This is a genomic window from Paenibacillus rubinfantis (genome assembly GCF_001486505.1).
In the GTDB taxonomy this organism is placed as follows: domain Bacteria; phylum Bacillota; class Bacilli; order Paenibacillales; family Paenibacillaceae; genus Fontibacillus; species Fontibacillus rubinfantis.
This window is the reverse complement of the sequence record NZ_LN909063.1, coordinates 179,551-195,221: the sequence shown is the minus strand read 5'-3', so window position 1 is coordinate 195,221 and position 15,671 is coordinate 179,551. Positions and strand designations below refer to the sequence as shown.

The window sequence follows — 15,671 nt, the reverse complement described above, 5'->3', positions numbered from 1 at the left end:
CCTTACGGGAAGCGGAAAGGCTGTGGCAATTCCTTCATTGCATTATTGGATTTTTTGGGTCATTAATTCGACAATGGGATATTCTCCGCCGCTGGTGCGGGTTCAAACGCTCTGCGGTTCGTCCACCCCACAACAACAGCAATTGCGCTAACCGCAGCCGCCAGCAGATATATCGACGCCACGCCAAAGAGATCCGCAACGATACTCATTGCCATTAAGGAGATTCCATAAATTAAACTTAAAACCGTGTACTGCGCACTAAACACTTTGGGCAACAACAGCGGGTCAACACTCCTTTGCGCCAACGTTCTTCTGCAGATATTGGACATCTCAGTCATCGGTCCGGTCAGAAACATAATGAGCAGAGCTATGACAGGCACGGTATTAACGGCGTACAATGCTGTAATTGCCGCGTAACCGAAAGTTCCAAAAAGCAAGGCTGCAACTATTTTATTTTCCAACCGTTTAACCAACATAATTAGGACGATGCCGCCCAATACCGACCCGCCAAAATAACTCGCGTTGATATAACCCCACCACCGTTCGCCTTGTTTTAAGACATCGATCACGAAGACGAGCATAAAGGAACCGGCCCAAACCGCCCCTCCAAATTGTTCGGTGGCATCCATAATCAGCAGTGAGCGTAGCCTTCTCGATTCCCAGAGGAGTACCCAGCCTTCCTTCAGCGCCTGCCAATCCGAGGAATCGGCAACGTCATGCTTCCGCCTGCTTCTCAGGCTCCATACGGAGGTTCGCGGGGTCTCGGTTGGATCCGTAACAAAAATGGTGAACGTCATGGCTAATCCATAACAAACCGCTACGACGCCTATAACGTTGAGCGGCCCGGCAAAGGACAGTAAAATCCCGCCAAGCGCCCAGCCGGCAAATTGGACGATTTGATCGGAGGTGGAAATCAGCGTATTCGCCTTCATCAATCCGCTGTCATCCACCAACCGGGGAACCAAAGCATTGCGTGATGGCGTAGACCAGCCGTCAAGAAATGATAAAAGCAAAACAATAATGAGGATAAAAATCAGGTTCGGTCCCCCGGATTGATCAAACCATAGATATACCGTCAGGCAAGCGAAAAGAACAAACTGCCCCATTTGCGAGATGAACAACAAAGCAGGCAACCTGAATCGGTTGATCAAAAGCGGGGCAAAAAAACCGCTGATCAGACGTGAAATGACCGTGATAAACGGGATTAACGTAGTCACAATAATCGAGCCGCTAGTATCCAGCACCAATATCGTTAAAGCGAGCGTATATAACAAATCGGCCATGTTGGCTATGGTTTGCGTACTCCATAAATAATAAAAGGATTTATGATACATGCCGGAACCTTCTTTGCCTATTTCTTTTTCTTGTGAATTTTCAAATCCTCACTGTATTTATAAATTAGAGACGGGCTGTCTATGATATGATTTTGCAAAGTTTTGACTACGGCGTTTTCGCTTTGAACCGCGTAACAATACTGACAGTTAAACTTGCATGTATTGTACACGCCCACGTCTACCGCTGCGGTGCAAAGACAGGTATTCCGCTGATTTTTATCTTTGGCATAGTCCAGCTCCCGCCCGATGATGCTCGAGAGGAGCCGGGCATCAATACAACTGCCATGACGAATTCCGCAGTGCTCCAAATCGGCGGCTTCCGAGCAAGTCTCTACGGAAATACCATGAGCGGCTCCAATACGGCTTATGTTCGCGGCAAATTCGTCCAGTTGTTCTCTGTATTCGGGCAAAGTAATATCGGTGCATAATACCGCATGGTTTTGCTGCAGTTTATTGAATCTCGCCACCGTTTTCCCGTAATAATCCATAAAACTTATCACCAATCGATGGGTGTACCCTTCCAGTTGGCCAGCTAAACGTTCCAGGCGTTCAAGATGGTACTCCACCGGGGTGATATTGCTGATGATGATCGGATCGTACCTCCAGATAACCCGGTTTGCCCCAAGCCGCTCGCTTAACTCACGGAAATAGTCCACGCGGCTCGCAGCGAGGGGCAAATTAGGCTCAAAAATTTCCGGGTAATCATTTAGTGTGTATTGAAAATAGTACATGTAGCCTTTATCGTCCAATTGTGACAAGTGCCTCATGAACGGCTTGGGATTTTTAGTCCAAAACACCATGCCGTCCACATCTTCGGGCAATAAGCTAAAGGCCGTTACCTGCTTGTAATTAAACGGATTCACCCGGTGAAAATACCCTTCGGCAATTCTGCGCATAAACCAATCTCCGAAAAAGGCCGGGATATCCGTTCTTCTGCTGGCGCTAATAATCAACTTCGCTCACCTGCGGTTCACCATATATTTAAGTTAGGCTGTTCAACTTTAATTTTATCAAATAATCCAGGAAAAACAATTTTCCCCATATAAACCAGTTTGGCTGCCCTTTGCCCGGATTCCAGGGAGCGAATATAAAACTTCAGCGCTCTAAGTTTATGCAAGTACCTATTTGCGTAACCCAACGTAAAATATTTCTCCGCAATATTTGCCCCTAACGCGTCAAGGCATTGCCGATGAAATGGATCCTTCTTATTCCAGAACTTCTTTTTCTTCTCTTTATTACGAACTCTTATTTTACACAATTCAATTTTCGTCCATTTATCCAACAACTCACGGTTTAGAGCAAGCTGTTCCAAATCGAGTTTTTGCCGATCAAGAAAAGCGTACAGATTATCTTCACCATGATGATATATAAAATGGTAATCTTTGATAAAGCAAATATCGCTGTTTTGAAACACCTTCAGTAAAAACTCCGTATCCTCACAAGCCATCAAGCTTTCGTTAAAACCGCCGACCTGTACAACTACACTTTTTCGAATTACGGCGGTGTTAATATGGTAGAAATAAAAGTATTCCAGCAAAGAATACTCATAGAAACGTTGCCGAAAGAAGTAGCGATTCCCTTGAATCTCCGGCTTCAACTCATCGACAGCGTTTTGAAAATAATCTTCCCCTTCATAAGGTTCGTCAACTTTTAACCGCTTGTTTTGCCTTTCCTCGTACCACAGAGACAAAACCGCCCCGACCTTATTTTCCGTTAAAATCGCGGCGCATTCTTCAAGATGATGGCTTAACCACTCATCGTCAGAATCCAGGAATGCAATATACTCTCCTTCGGCTTGGGCAATCCCTCGATTTCTTGCCGAACTCACCCCTAAATTCTCGGAAGAAGCTGTAAATTTGATTCTCTTGTCCATTTCCATAAAACGCGATACGATTTCGGAGGTATTATCGCTGCTGCCATCATCTGAAATGATCATTTCCCAATTTGAATACGTTTGATTCAAAACGGATTGTATAGCTCTCGGCAACAAAAGCGCCCGATTATAGCTCGGGATGATGACGCTTATAAGCGGTTTGGTTTTCACGGTCGCAGCGCTCCTTAAGATAACATCAGATCGGGACAATTCGCACAAGAGGCCGGTGTCCCCTGATCAAGTTTCTCCAGTACTCCGTTTCGCTGGTTTAATATATAATCCATGGATTGTTGCCCGACATTCCCAAAAGCATAATCCGTTTTTTTTATATAGGAGCATCCCGAGGCAAAACCCCGGTGATTGATAAAAATCCCTTGTTTGAGCCATGTGCATTTAGCTTCGCAATCCTTATCGTACAGTTCGTCAAAAAAACCTCTAACCTTGATCCCGTTAAGAAGCTCTTGAATCTCGGCGTCCTTTTCCAATCCCGACTGAAATTGCTTGATCGTTTCGACCGAAGGTATCTCTTTCATCATGCCATCGTTGTAAGCTTCGGTATAGGTGTCCATATTCTGCAAATATTGAATCGTAAACTCGCCGTCAAGCGATAATTGCCGATATAAACGGACGATATCCTTAAATTCGTGAAATGTTGAATTCAGCAAGGTAACGGCAAAACCCAATACGGGGCGAGCCCTTCCTCTCTTTTGTTTTTTATCCATAAACCCCAGCATATTATCGATGATTTTCGGCAGATTCCCGCCGCGGATAGACCTGAATCTATCGGGATTTGGCGACTCTATCGAAACTAAAATACTGTATACATTAGGATTGTCTAATAATCTGTCCGCATTTTGGGAAGTGAGGAAGGTACCGTTGGTTGTAATCGAAACTTTCGCTGCGGGATGGTATTGTGCCAGGAGGCGCTTTTTTGTGTTCAAACCGCAAATTAATTCATTACAGGAATAGCTCCTATTTAAAATTGCGCTGGAGAAACGGGTTTCTCCATTCCATCAATGCGGCGTAATTCCGTGACTCCTCATCTTCCAGATAATCACGCACGACCGTCACCGGCGTACGGCCGCAACGAAGCAGGAAGGTGATCACCGGATCCTTCAGCTCACCGCTCACCACCGCGTTCAGGTATTGCTCCGCCGTCATCTCCTCTGCGTACTTGTGGTAGCCCGGCATTCTGCCGCCGCCCAGCAATCGCTCGAGGCCTTGCTGCACCACCAGCTCGTACATGGACAACATCAGCCATTTGCCCAGGCCCCATTTCCGGTAGGCCGGACGAACGCTGATATCCACGACGTACAGGGTGTTCCCGTCAGGTCGATGGTTGCGGATGTACCCTTCATCGGTGATGTCCGCCCATGCGTGCTCCGGCTGGTTGGGGTCAAAATCGACCTTGAGCCCGGTCATTGAGCCCGCCAGCTCCCCGTTGACTTCCACGCATAACGCGCCTTCAGGGAACAATCGCACATGGTTGCTGAGCTGCTCCTCGTTCCACCATAATTCCGAAGGAAAAGGAGGCGGGAAGCTCTCCTGCTGAATACGGATCAGCCCCGGAAAATCCTTCTCTTCGTAGTTCCGAATGACCGCCGGTACCGGCCGGCCTTGATCATCAAACACATACCATTCTTTCCGATACATCGCGTCTCTCCTCCATGGACAACCTGCGTTCAGCCTGGTTTAGTTCCAATCGGTGTACAGATCCGTCCGACGATCCCGCCATGTGGTGACAGAGCCTTTCTCCCGGACCTGATAAAGCAGCTCCAAATCCAGATCGGCGGTTACGATCATATCGTCGTTGATCTCGCCTTCCACCAGAATGCCGCGCGGCGGGAACGGAACATCGTTTGGCGTGATCACCGCCGCCTGACCGAAGTTACCCCGCATAAAATCCACCGTTGGCAGCGAACCGACCGTACCCGTGGTGACGATGTACACCTGGTTCTCAACCGCTCTGGCATGGCAGCAGTAACGCACCCGATGGAAGCCATGGCGATCGTCCGTGCAGGATGGACAGAAAATAACGTCCGCTCCCTTCGCCTTCGCCATCCGGACGATCTCCGGAAACTCGATGTCATAGCAAGTCAACATGGCGATTTTACCTTTGTCGGTTTCGAACACTTCCAGGCCGTCGCCCGGCGTCATGTTCCATTCCGTCACTTCGGTAGGCGTAATATGCAGCTTGGCTTGCTCCGCGATCCGCCCATCCGGATAGAACAGATGAGCTACGTTGTACAACCGGTCGCCCTTGCGCAGTACATGCGTCCCGCCGATGATATGCATACCGGTCTGCCGGGCCAATCCGCTAAACAACGTGCGATATTGCTCTGTAAAATCCGGCAGCTCCCGGATGGTCAATGCTCTGCCATCCGGCGTTCCAATCGACATGAGCTGCGTGGTGAAGAACTCGGGGAACAGCACGAAATCGGCGCTGAACTCCTCCGCGGTTTTAATATAATGTTCGGCCTGACGGGCGAACTCATCAAAGCTGCCAATCGTATGCAGATGATATTGGACAGCGGATACTCTTAATTTCATGGGGCTCCCCTTTCCTATTCCCAAATTGCGAGGGCGGCGAAATGTCCGCCTTCGTAAATTTCATCATAAAGTCAGGAATAATGCAATTCCGCCGCAGGATGACAGGCAATTCTCATAGATGAACCGGGAGGCCGCACCCCAGCACGATCTCCTGTTCCGTCACAACCGCTTCATAGGCCAAGATCCGCACCCCTTGGCGGGAGGCTTCTTCCAAGGCGTCTGCAAGGGCCGGATCCATGTCGCGGTAAGGCGTAAACCCGCGACACCCCTTCATCTGCACCACAAATAGCACGGTCCCGGTATACCCCCCTTGAACCGCCTTAGCCAGTTCCAGCACATGTTTGGTTCCCCGCTCCGTTGGCGCATCCGGGAACATGGCGATACCGCCCTGCTCGAGTGTGACGCCTTTGACCTCGATGAACCCACGTTCCTCGTCTTTTTCATAGTAGAGATCGAACCGGGAATCCCCGTAAGTCACTTCTCGCTTCACGAAGTTGACCTCTCCGATCTCCGCGAGTTGCCCCGCCTTCAGCGCCTCAAACGCCACCGGGTTGGGAGCTTGCGAATCCACGTTTACCCAGCCTCCGTCCTTAGCCGCCGCGATCAAGGAATAGTCACTTCCTTATGTTTTACCATGCCGCGATCGTGCCGTCCGTTCGGGATTCCGTACCGCCGGCCAATACGCCGGTTTGCGGATCCCGCCAAATGATTTGCCCGCGCCCAAAGCTCCCGCCATCCGGCATCACTTCGATCTCATGCCCCTTCTGGCGAAGCGCCTCGACCAACTCGCCGGGGAATTCCGCCTCCACCTGCACCTTCTTACCGCCAACCCATTGCCATCGGGGAACATCCAACACGGCTTGGGGATTCAGCCGATGATCAACTGTATTCATAATGACCTGCATATGGCCTTGCGGCTGCATGTAGCCGCCCATCACTCCAAACGGGCCCACGGCCGCTCCATCTTTTGTCACGAACCCGGGAATGATTGTGTGATACGTCCGTTTCCCCGGCTTCAGGTAATTCGGGTGTCGTTCATCCAAGGAGAAATCGGCCCCGCGGTTTTGCAGGCTGATTCCCGTCCCCGGGATGACGATCCCGGAGCCAAAGCCCATGTAGTTGCTTTGAATATAGGACACCATATTTCCCTCTTCGTCGGCCGTTGCTAAATAGACGGTTCCGCCCTGCGGCAGGTCGAGAGGTCTTGGATCAAGCGCCGTCTCGCAGATTTGTTGGGCGCGTAAGGCGGCGTACTCCCTGGACAACAGATATTCAATCGTGACCGGCATATCCGTCGGTTCGGTAATCCAGGCCTGGCCATCCGTAAACGCAAGCTTTAACGCCTCGATTTGGCGATGAACCGTATCTGCCGTGAGCCACTCGGGCTGCTCCAGCTGCTCATAGATATTCAAGGCCATTAAGGCCACCATCCCCTGCCCGTTTGGCGGAATCTCCCAAACCTCATAACCCCGGTAATTCGCCGATATCGGCTTTACCCATTCCGGCTGGTACGTTGACAGATCGGTTTGTCTTAAAAAGCCGCCCTGCTCCACCATAAAGTCGTTGATACGCCGAGCCAGCTCCCCCTCGTAAAAATCCCGCGCCCCGCTGTCGGCAATCCGGCGCAGGCTCTCCGCATGCCCCTTCGAGCTCCATATTTCGCCGATTTCGGGAGCCCGGCCCTGCGGGGCAAAGGTTTGGAACCAGGCTTCGAACTCCGGCCCCTCTTGTTTGCGGTACGCCGGGTACGCCCGCGACCAACTCTTGCCGAGGATCGGCGTCAGCGGGTACCCTTCCTCGGCGTAGCGAATCGCCGGCTTCAAGCTCTCCGTCAAGGGGAGTCTGCCGAACTTCCCGGCTAGCTCCGCCCAAGCCGCCGGAGCCCCGGGCACCGTAATCGGCACCAGCCCCAGCTTGGGCATGCGCTCATGCCCAAGCCGCTTGACCGCCTCGGCTGTCAGCAAGGACGGCGCCGGTCCGGACGCGTTTAAACCGTGGAGCTTCCCTTTCGTCCAGACGAGAGCAAACGCATCTCCGCCAATCCCATTGGAGGTCGGCTCCACGACCGTCAGCGCCGCTGCAGCCGCAATCGCGGCGTCAATGGCGTTCCCTCCTTGCTGCAGCAGCTCCAGCCCGGCTTGTGCCGCCAGCGGCTGAGAGGTAGCTACCATCCCTTTTTTAGCGAATACCGTGTAACGCTTGGACGGAAACGGGTGATGCAAGTAATCCATTGACCTCACTCCTTCGACTTAGGGTTAAGCAGAAGCGTCTAGATGCAAGGGTTCTTTGTCGTATAATAACATGACATTTTACACAGGAATAGGCAAAAAAAGGATGAGCATACGGGTTTCCCTCACGCCCATCCTTTCCTCTTTCCGTTTTACTTGGAGCTCGCCAGCTGGTCCGTAGTCATAATCTCCCCGTACGTACCGACAAAGATATATTTGCCGTGTGCCTTGATCCCATCCTCCATCGTTTCCGTGCCAAAAATATTCACGCCCGGATGCTTATCCGGAAGCGAATAGCTCTGCCAATTCACCCCGTCCTTGGAGACGATGTAGCGATCGGAATAGGTCACATCCTCTCCGGACTCTTCATGGACTTGGCTCATCGCGAAAAACTGGCCGTCCATCGTAGTCAGGAAATGGATATTTTGTGAGGCCGTCAAATTCGTCGACTTCTTCGACCAGTTGGAGCCGTCCTTCGACACCCACACCTTGGATGGATTATATTGATTTATGGCGACGTAGCCACTGCTCGTCCAGGCCAGGAAGGCTTCATCCATATCCAACGTCTTCAGCAGCTTCCAATTCGTGCCGTCCGTCGTTTGCATGATTTTCGTTGTTCCGACCCCGGTATTGTAATTGTGAACCCGGAAAGCGGCAACCAGCCGTTTACCGTCATAAACCATCGAGGTCAGCCAATTGTTGCTGACGCTGGCCACACGTTTCCAGGTTAAACCGTCCTTAGAGGTGTACACGCCATACACCTGATCGGAAGCAACATAAAACTTGCCGGTCCACAGGATGTTACGTAATCCGCCGTACTGGTCGCTAAACGGCACCTTGGCTTGCTTCCAACTGGACCCGTCTGCGGAGTAGTATATCCCGCCGTTGCCGGCGGCCACGAATTTATTCCCGCCCCAGACGACATCAAACAAGTGGGCTCTGCCGATCTTCGATTTATAGGAGAACGGATTGCTGCTTCTCCACGTTTTCCCGTCATCCGTATAGACCACACTGCCGGATAACCCAACAGCTACGGTTCGCTTCCCGTTGGTGGCAATCGCGTTAAAATCGCCGCCGAGCGAAGTGCCGATCAGCCGATAACTCCAGGTTTTGCCGTCCGTGGTATAAATCGAATACGTTCCGTCGGCATGCCCCTGCATATTATTTGACGCGATGCCGGCAAATCCGCTTTTCACCGGATACAGCGTATAGATATTCGCCTGCAAGGAGGACAAATCCACTTTGGTCCACGTAGCCCCATCCTTCGACGTGTAAGCGACGTTCTTATCGATCCCTTCGGTGGTTGCCGAAGCGCCGGTTACGATGTACATGTTGTGACCCTTGACGATGGTCTTTAACTCGATGCCTGTGGGCGATTTCGCCTGTTTCGTCCAGTTGACTCCGTCGGCGGACGTGTAAATGCCGTTGCCCACACCGAGGTAATGCTTCCCAGTCCAGATTAGATCCTGAATCGCAGCGGATGCGTTATACGTTTTGGCAGACCAATTCTGCCCGTCTTTGGAGACAAGCACAAACTGACTATCGTATCTGCTGGAGATGAAGTAATTTCCGTTCACCACTCGCAGGATGTCTGCTCCATAATCGTTAAACAGAGAACGCGAGGTACTCCAGTTCTCCCCGTCCTTCGAATAGAAAATATGCTTCTGCCCCACAGCAACAAACCCGGCCTGCCCCCACTCCAATTGATAGATGGTCTCGCCCGGATCAAAGTCAATTTTCGTCCAGGTCAACCCGTCCGTGGAGATAAACCCTTCGGCAGGTCTGCTGTAAAGGTTCATCGCATATTCGGTGTTATTGCCGAACATCACATACTTCGATCCGTCCCAAGCAACCGCGGTCAAATGATAGTTGCCAAACTTGGACAAGGCCGCCCAATTGACGCCGTTTGCTGACTTCATGACCGTGCCATACGGGCCCACAGCCAAGTACTCGTTGTTTTTCCCTTGAATCATGGAATATGGCGCATTCGAGCTAAAGGTCGTGTTCAGCGTCCAGCCCTCGCCCATTGAGATCGGCGATTCCTGGAGCGTAATCGAATCGATCGTTGGATACGCGTCCGATGCCTCAACCCGAGACCCCGGCTGAACCCAAAACGATAAAACCAACGACAGACAGACAACCCATGCTAACGTGCTTTTTCTCTTCATGTTCTCCTCCTGATGTAAAAAGTCATGATGTTGACACAATTTGTTATCGGTAAATTGGTCCTATTTTTTTAACGGGACTTAAGACTCGATCTCCGCTAGGTTCTCTTCGGCAACCCAGGATACCTTCGCGCCAAGCGCTTCGCTGATAAAGCGCAGCGGTACATATGTAGAGCTGGAGCGCTTGTCCACAAATGGAGCAGTCGACAGCTGGACGGCCTTGCCGTTAACCTTCACCGACTTGCTATTGATTTTCAAATGGATCGTAGTGCTTCCCTGCGTAATGTCGATGGATTGATCCGCTGAGTTGAATTGAACCTTGGCCCCCATCTTCTCCAAGACGCCGCGAAGCGGAATAAACGTGCTGCCTTTGATAACCTTCGCCGCTGGCTGCAGGGTAATGCGTTCCCCATTCAACCGAACGCCAACCTGTGGTTCCGGCGCGGGAGATTGAGCGAATTCGATCACGTTCCCATGCGAGTCGATCATCCCCGATGGAACCGGTTGATATCCGGTATCAGTAGTTGCGGAAGGCTCGTTCTTGGTTAAGACCCAATCTTCTTTCCCCGTCTCCGGGTCTACGGCGATATCATACTGGTCGTATTCCAACGGCGTTACGATCTGCCCGGATTTGTTGATCAATCCGTATTTATTTAACTTTGTGATAGGGTCAAGGCGATCGACAACCGCTTTCCCGTTCAGGAATTTCGTAATGCTGATATAATTCAAACCGCCTTTGATCGTACGTCCGGCAGGATCGATTAGCTTCATTTCCCATAGTCCTAGGGCATCGAGGAATTTAACCCCTACGGCGGCCAGACCCTCCGAGAAATCCTCACCCCGCCCATAAATCAAGGGGATAACGGTTTTCCCTTCCCGATTGATATAGCCGTATTTCGGATATCCAGCTTTGAGGTCAATGATGCCCGCTAAAGCCAATCCCTCAGAGAAAGGCTCCAGTTGATCATACTTCAGTGGAATCACCACGTTGCCCGACAAATCTACATAGCCGAACTTATTGTTCCGCTCCACACGGATCAAGCCATCTTCAGGGTTCAGGATGCTGTCCGCACCTTGCACTATGAGCTTCTTCTCGCGTTTGCTGAACATACTTACGGTATTCGTATGGGCTGCGTTGTCAATGAGCCGGAATGTCAAAAACTCACCCGGGTAAGGACTCTTCACACAATCCCCAAATACAGGGGCCTCCGTGAATTTAAAGGGGAGGACCGTTTTACCTGAGGTATCGATTACGCCCCAGAGCCCGTTCTTCTGCGCTTCCGTCGTCCCATAGGCAAACAGATTGACATCTTCATATGTAAAAGGAATAACTACGTTGCCTTTCAAATCGACAAATCCCCATTTTCCGGTTTTGGAATCCTTTACAGCGCCAAGCCCATAGGTAAACGGCTCCGCCCGGCTATAGGCAAGCGGGATAACGACTTCGCCTTGCTTATTGATGTACCCCCACTTTTGGGTATCTGCACTTTGCACCGCAGCCAACCCTTCGGAGAAGTTCCGGGCGTAAGCATAGGTATGAGGAATTACAGAATCCCCTGCCTGATCGATAAAACCAAAGCGCTCGTTCTCCACGGAGACCGAATAGCCGTCGGAATACACGTAACGGTCAATGTAATAACCTCCCCGCGCACATCCGAATACGACTTCGGAGGATATTTCCTCCTGCTCATACAAGTGCCCGGCATTGTCGGCAGCCGCCGATTCCGTCAAGACCAGATTCGGCAAACTAATTAAGACTGCGATAACGGGAATCCAAACTAGCTTTAGTACTTTCATCCTACTCTCCCCCTTGAGTCCTGTTGTTAGTGGATAATGATACCATCAGATGTCACATTTTGTCGATACTTTACCAAGGAACAACTTGTAAAAGGCAATCCATCACAAACCGTGGTATAATAGCCTCTGGCATAAACGAGCGGAAGGAATTTCACTTCGTTTGATGCGGGTGGGAGAGGGATATTTTGAAAGTGTGATTGAATCATGAAAGGAGTATTTAAGCTTAAGCAACACCAAACCAATGTGAGAAGAGAACTCGTCGCAGGATTAACCTCGTTCTTCTCCATCGTGTACATTATCGCCGTCAACGCCAACATCCTGAAGGATGCAGGAATACCGCTGGAGGCCGGGATTTTGGCCACCGTGTTGTCTTCGCTTGTCGGCTGTTTACTGGTCGCGTTTGTGGCGAACGCGCCCTTGATTCTCGTCCCCGGCATGGGGATCAACGCCTTGTTCACTTATACGATCGTAGGTTCGATGGGACTCAGCTACCAAGAAGCCTTGGGCGCAACGGTGCTGGCGGGCGTCCTGTTTGTGGTGGTCGCCTTTACGGGCTTGTCCTCCCTGATTTCCAGAGCCATTCCGGCTTCCCTAAAGGAATCCATCACCGTGGGAATCGGCCTGTTTATCGCCTTTATCGGATTGCAGAAGAGCGGCATTGTCACCGGCAACACCAGCCACTTTGTGGCGCTTGGCGACTTATCGGCCCCGCTGGTTCTAGCTTCGATTATCAATCTGGTCCTTACGTTATTTCTGTTCTTGAAGAAGGTTCCCGGGAATTTTCTCATCAGCATCATTTTGGGGACGCTGGTGGCCTGGTTGTTCGGAATTGTTGATTTAGGCTCTTTCGCTTCGGAGCCGATTTCGTTCCGCAGCTACGGTGACGTCTGGATGAGCGCAGACTTCCGCCATATGGCCAGCATTCCGTTCTTGACGGGTTGCTTCTCGTTGGTCCTGGTCCTGGTGTTCGAAAATATCGGGCTCGTCCATTCCCAAGTAAACGGCATGCTGCAAGCTCCGGAGAAGAACGGGAAATCGATGAAAGCCGTCTCGATTTCCGCCGTGGCCTGTGGCCTGTTGGGCACCAGCCCAACCGTCTCTACAGTCGAGACCGCGGCCGGCATTACCGCAGGCGGAAGAACCGGGCTCACTTCGGTGACGACCGGGTTGTTGTTCCTGGGCTCGCTGTTCTTTATGCCCTTGATCAAAATCATCCCGGACGCCGCCATCGCCCCGATCTTGATCATCATTGGCGGACTGATGCTGACGAATATCACGAAGATCGATTTTAGCGATTTTTCTGAAGCGTTCCCTGCGTTTCTTGTGATCCTGATGATTCCCTTAACGTATAGCATTGTTGACGGTATCGCTTTTGGCTTTATCGCCTATCCGCTGCTTAAGATGTTTTCGAAGAAGCGGGAACAGCTGTCGATTTCCATGTTCGTCATCTCGTTCCTGTTCCTGGCGAATTTCCTGCTGCAGTCGGTTTTATAAAACGAAAAAAAGTCGATCAGGATTCTCGTCCTGATCGACTTTTTTAATCATGATTATCCCCGCAAAAATCTCACCAATGCCGCATTAAACTGATCGGCGTGGGTCACATTAAAGCCATGCGGACCACCCTTGATAACCACCAATTGGCTGCCGGGAATCTGTTGATGGGATCTTAATCCGCTGACTTCTACCGGTACGATGGCATCCGAATCGCCATGCAGGATTAACGTGGGAAGGTTAAACTTAGCCAGATCCCCTCGGAAATCCGTGTAGCTGAAGGCTGCGATGCAGTCCAGCGTCCCTTTCGGGGAAGCAAAAGCCGCAATATCGCGGTTATACAAACGGAATGGTTCACTCACCAGATCCGTTCGATCTCCCGCCCGGAAGAAGTTCGTCGTGAAGTCATCGAGGAAAGCCAGACGATCCGTAAGCACGCCCTCCTGGAACCCTCTGATGGCCGCATCGTCGAGCCCGCCCTCCGGGTTATCCTTTGTTTTGTACAGATACGGCGGAACCGCGCCAGCCAGAACCGCTTTGCTTACTCGCTGCGTTCCGTAGTTGCCAATATATCGGGCCACTTCCCCGCCGCCCATCGAGAATCCAACCAAGGTAACATCACGTAAGCCCAAATGCAGGATCAACTGATGTAGATCGGCAGCTAGCGTATCGTAATCATAGCCGTTCCAAGGCTGCGACGATTGACCAAACCCGCGGCGATCATACGTAATCACCCGGTAGCCGGCCTCCACCAACGCGGGCACCTGCTTCTCCCACGATCTTCCGCTCAGCGGCCAACCGTGAATCAAAATCACCGGTTTCCCTGATCCTACATCCTCATAATGAAGCTCTACCGGAATCCCATTCTCTTGACCAACCAATACTTTTGCCATTTGTAATCCCTCCACGTTTAAGTTTCTTAAAATTATATTGTGCACAATGTTTATGTTCACATCTTACCCGTCTTCAACAATATTGTCAACAATTAAATTTCGAAAAATATAGTTTCTTTTTTGCGCATCTGCTATGATGAGGGTACATCCTACACTAAAGCTAATCGAGGTGCATCATGGAAACGAATGAGCAAAACTTGAAGCTAGGGGAACATCTTTGTTTCTCGCTGTACGCCTGCTCCCGGGCCATTCTGCGGCTGTATCGCCCGTATTTAGATGAGCTGGAGTTGACCTATCCGCAGTATCTGGTCTTGGTTACCTTGTGGGAAAAGGAGAAGAGCACCATTAAAGAGCTCGGGGAAGCTTTGGATCTGGACACCGGCACCTTAACGCCGTTGTTGAAGCGGATGGAAGCCGCCGGTCTCCTTGAAAGACACCGTGACTCCGCAGATGAACGCGTGGTGAATGTGTTGATTACCTCGAAGGGCAAAGCGCTGCAAGAGAAAGCCACCTGCGTTCCGCAGTCGCTGCTTGCCGCTTCGGACATGGAATCTGAGGAGTTAAACCGGCTGAATGAGACCATTCTCCAACTGCTTGAGCAGGTGAATGCCTCGTCGAAGAAATAAACGGGGCGTAACCGCTCTCCTGGAAGCTTTTTTTAACCGAGACATTGAATATAGGCCATCAGCTCGGCGATTCCTTGATACTGGATCGTGAGCTTCTGGTTTCCTGCAAAAGCTCTCTCAGGTTCTCAATGTAATAAATCGTTTTGCGCAAACTGCTGATCACCAGGATCTTCCGCAATTCGGGCACCGAATAGATGCGATACCCGCTTACCGGGTGCCGGGTCGAGGTGATCAGCCCCTCCTTCTCCCAGTGCCGAATCGCCGAGGGATTCACCCCAGCCAGCTCCGCCACCTTCCCGATCGTCATTGCGTCGGTCAGCTTCCGGTTCTTATACGTACGGAAATCCGCTTGTCGAACCCTCGTTAACAACTCTTCTACCCGCTGTTTCTCTTCCTGAACGCGGTACAGCTGATGATTGATCAGCCATAGGGCTTCTGTGACGTTACCCTGTCTGATTTTTCGCATAGCTTCATAGACGAGAGGGATCTCATAACCGGCTAACAAGGACCGGATCGCGATAAAGGCTTGGTAATGCACCTTCGTATAGATTCTATGGTTGCTGTCCGTTCTCAAGACCTCCGGGATTAACCCTTGTTCCTCATATCTTCTTAACGTAGTTGTGCTTACGTTCAACTGCTCCGCAATTTGTGCAGGTGTATAGGACTCTTCCATACGGCCACCTCCTCCATGCTTAAAGTAAAACCTTCAAGTGC

At 51.0% G+C, this 15,671-nt stretch carries 14 protein-coding genes; 2 read left to right on the top strand and 12 right to left on the bottom strand.

Annotated features, from left to right (window positions below):
- Positions 1-62: 62 nt before the first annotated feature.
- The 10 genes from BN3277_RS05995 to BN3277_RS05950 form a co-directional block, all read right to left on the bottom strand.
- Positions 63-1,334 (bottom strand): MFS transporter, encoded by a 1,272-nt coding sequence (locus tag BN3277_RS05995; protein WP_059041374.1) that lies wholly within the window; start codon positions 1,332-1,334, stop codon positions 63-65.
- Positions 1,335-1,351: 17 nt separating this feature from the next.
- Positions 1,352-2,287: a DUF1848 domain-containing protein gene (locus BN3277_RS05990; protein WP_059041373.1), complete on the bottom strand. Its 936-nt coding sequence runs from the start codon at positions 2,285-2,287 to the stop codon at positions 1,352-1,354.
- 17 nt (positions 2,288-2,304) lie between these two features.
- The gene (locus tag BN3277_RS24975; RefSeq protein WP_157688694.1) at positions 2,305-3,378 is read right to left on the bottom strand and encodes a glycosyltransferase family 2 protein; all 1,074 of its coding nucleotides are present in this window, start codon (positions 3,376-3,378) and stop codon (positions 2,305-2,307) included.
- A gap of 14 nt (positions 3,379-3,392) precedes the next feature.
- Positions 3,393-4,148: an SPASM domain-containing protein gene (locus BN3277_RS05980; protein ID WP_148500984.1), complete on the bottom strand. Its 756-nt coding sequence runs from the start codon at positions 4,146-4,148 to the stop codon at positions 3,393-3,395.
- A gap of 31 nt (positions 4,149-4,179) precedes the next feature.
- Positions 4,180-4,860, bottom strand: a complete 681-nt coding sequence (locus BN3277_RS05975) for a GNAT family N-acetyltransferase (protein WP_059041371.1) — start codon at positions 4,858-4,860, stop codon at positions 4,180-4,182.
- Positions 4,861-4,899: 39 nt separating this feature from the next.
- On the bottom strand, positions 4,900-5,757 hold the full coding sequence (locus tag BN3277_RS05970) for a carbon-nitrogen hydrolase family protein (protein WP_059041370.1): 858 nt from the start codon (positions 5,755-5,757) through the stop codon (positions 4,900-4,902).
- A gap of 112 nt (positions 5,758-5,869) precedes the next feature.
- Positions 5,870-6,364: a DNA/RNA nuclease SfsA gene (gene sfsA / locus BN3277_RS05965; RefSeq protein ID WP_232436342.1), complete on the bottom strand. Its 495-nt coding sequence runs from the start codon at positions 6,362-6,364 to the stop codon at positions 5,870-5,872.
- 22 nt (positions 6,365-6,386) lie between these two features.
- Positions 6,387-7,988: a gamma-glutamyltransferase family protein gene (locus tag BN3277_RS05960; RefSeq protein ID WP_059041369.1), complete on the bottom strand. Its 1,602-nt coding sequence runs from the start codon at positions 7,986-7,988 to the stop codon at positions 6,387-6,389.
- 149 nt (positions 7,989-8,137) lie between these two features.
- Positions 8,138-10,153 (bottom strand): sialidase family protein, encoded by a 2,016-nt coding sequence (locus BN3277_RS05955; RefSeq protein ID WP_059041368.1) that lies wholly within the window; start codon positions 10,151-10,153, stop codon positions 8,138-8,140.
- 78 nt (positions 10,154-10,231) lie between these two features.
- Positions 10,232-11,947: a WG repeat-containing protein gene (locus BN3277_RS05950; RefSeq protein WP_059041367.1), complete on the bottom strand. Its 1,716-nt coding sequence runs from the start codon at positions 11,945-11,947 to the stop codon at positions 10,232-10,234.
- Between the two features lie 204 nt (positions 11,948-12,151).
- Here BN3277_RS05950 and BN3277_RS05945 point away from each other — a divergent pair, with 204 nt between their 5' ends.
- Positions 12,152-13,441, top strand: a complete 1,290-nt coding sequence (locus BN3277_RS05945) for an NCS2 family permease (protein ID WP_059041366.1) — start codon at positions 12,152-12,154, stop codon at positions 13,439-13,441.
- A gap of 53 nt (positions 13,442-13,494) precedes the next feature.
- Here the strand turns inward: BN3277_RS05945 and BN3277_RS05940 are convergent, their stop codons facing one another.
- Complete coding sequence (locus tag BN3277_RS05940; protein ID WP_059041365.1) at positions 13,495-14,331, bottom strand: alpha/beta fold hydrolase; 837 nt, start codon at positions 14,329-14,331, stop codon at positions 13,495-13,497.
- A gap of 176 nt (positions 14,332-14,507) precedes the next feature.
- Here BN3277_RS05940 and BN3277_RS05935 point away from each other — a divergent pair, with 176 nt between their 5' ends.
- Positions 14,508-14,957: a MarR family winged helix-turn-helix transcriptional regulator gene (locus BN3277_RS05935; RefSeq protein WP_059041364.1), complete on the top strand. Its 450-nt coding sequence runs from the start codon at positions 14,508-14,510 to the stop codon at positions 14,955-14,957.
- A gap of 58 nt (positions 14,958-15,015) precedes the next feature.
- Here BN3277_RS05935 and BN3277_RS05930 read toward each other — a convergent pair whose 3' ends face one another.
- Entirely contained in the window at positions 15,016-15,630 is a 615-nt protein-coding gene (locus BN3277_RS05930; protein ID WP_059041363.1) for a MerR family DNA-binding transcriptional regulator, read from the bottom strand.
- Positions 15,631-15,671 lie beyond the last annotated feature (41 nt).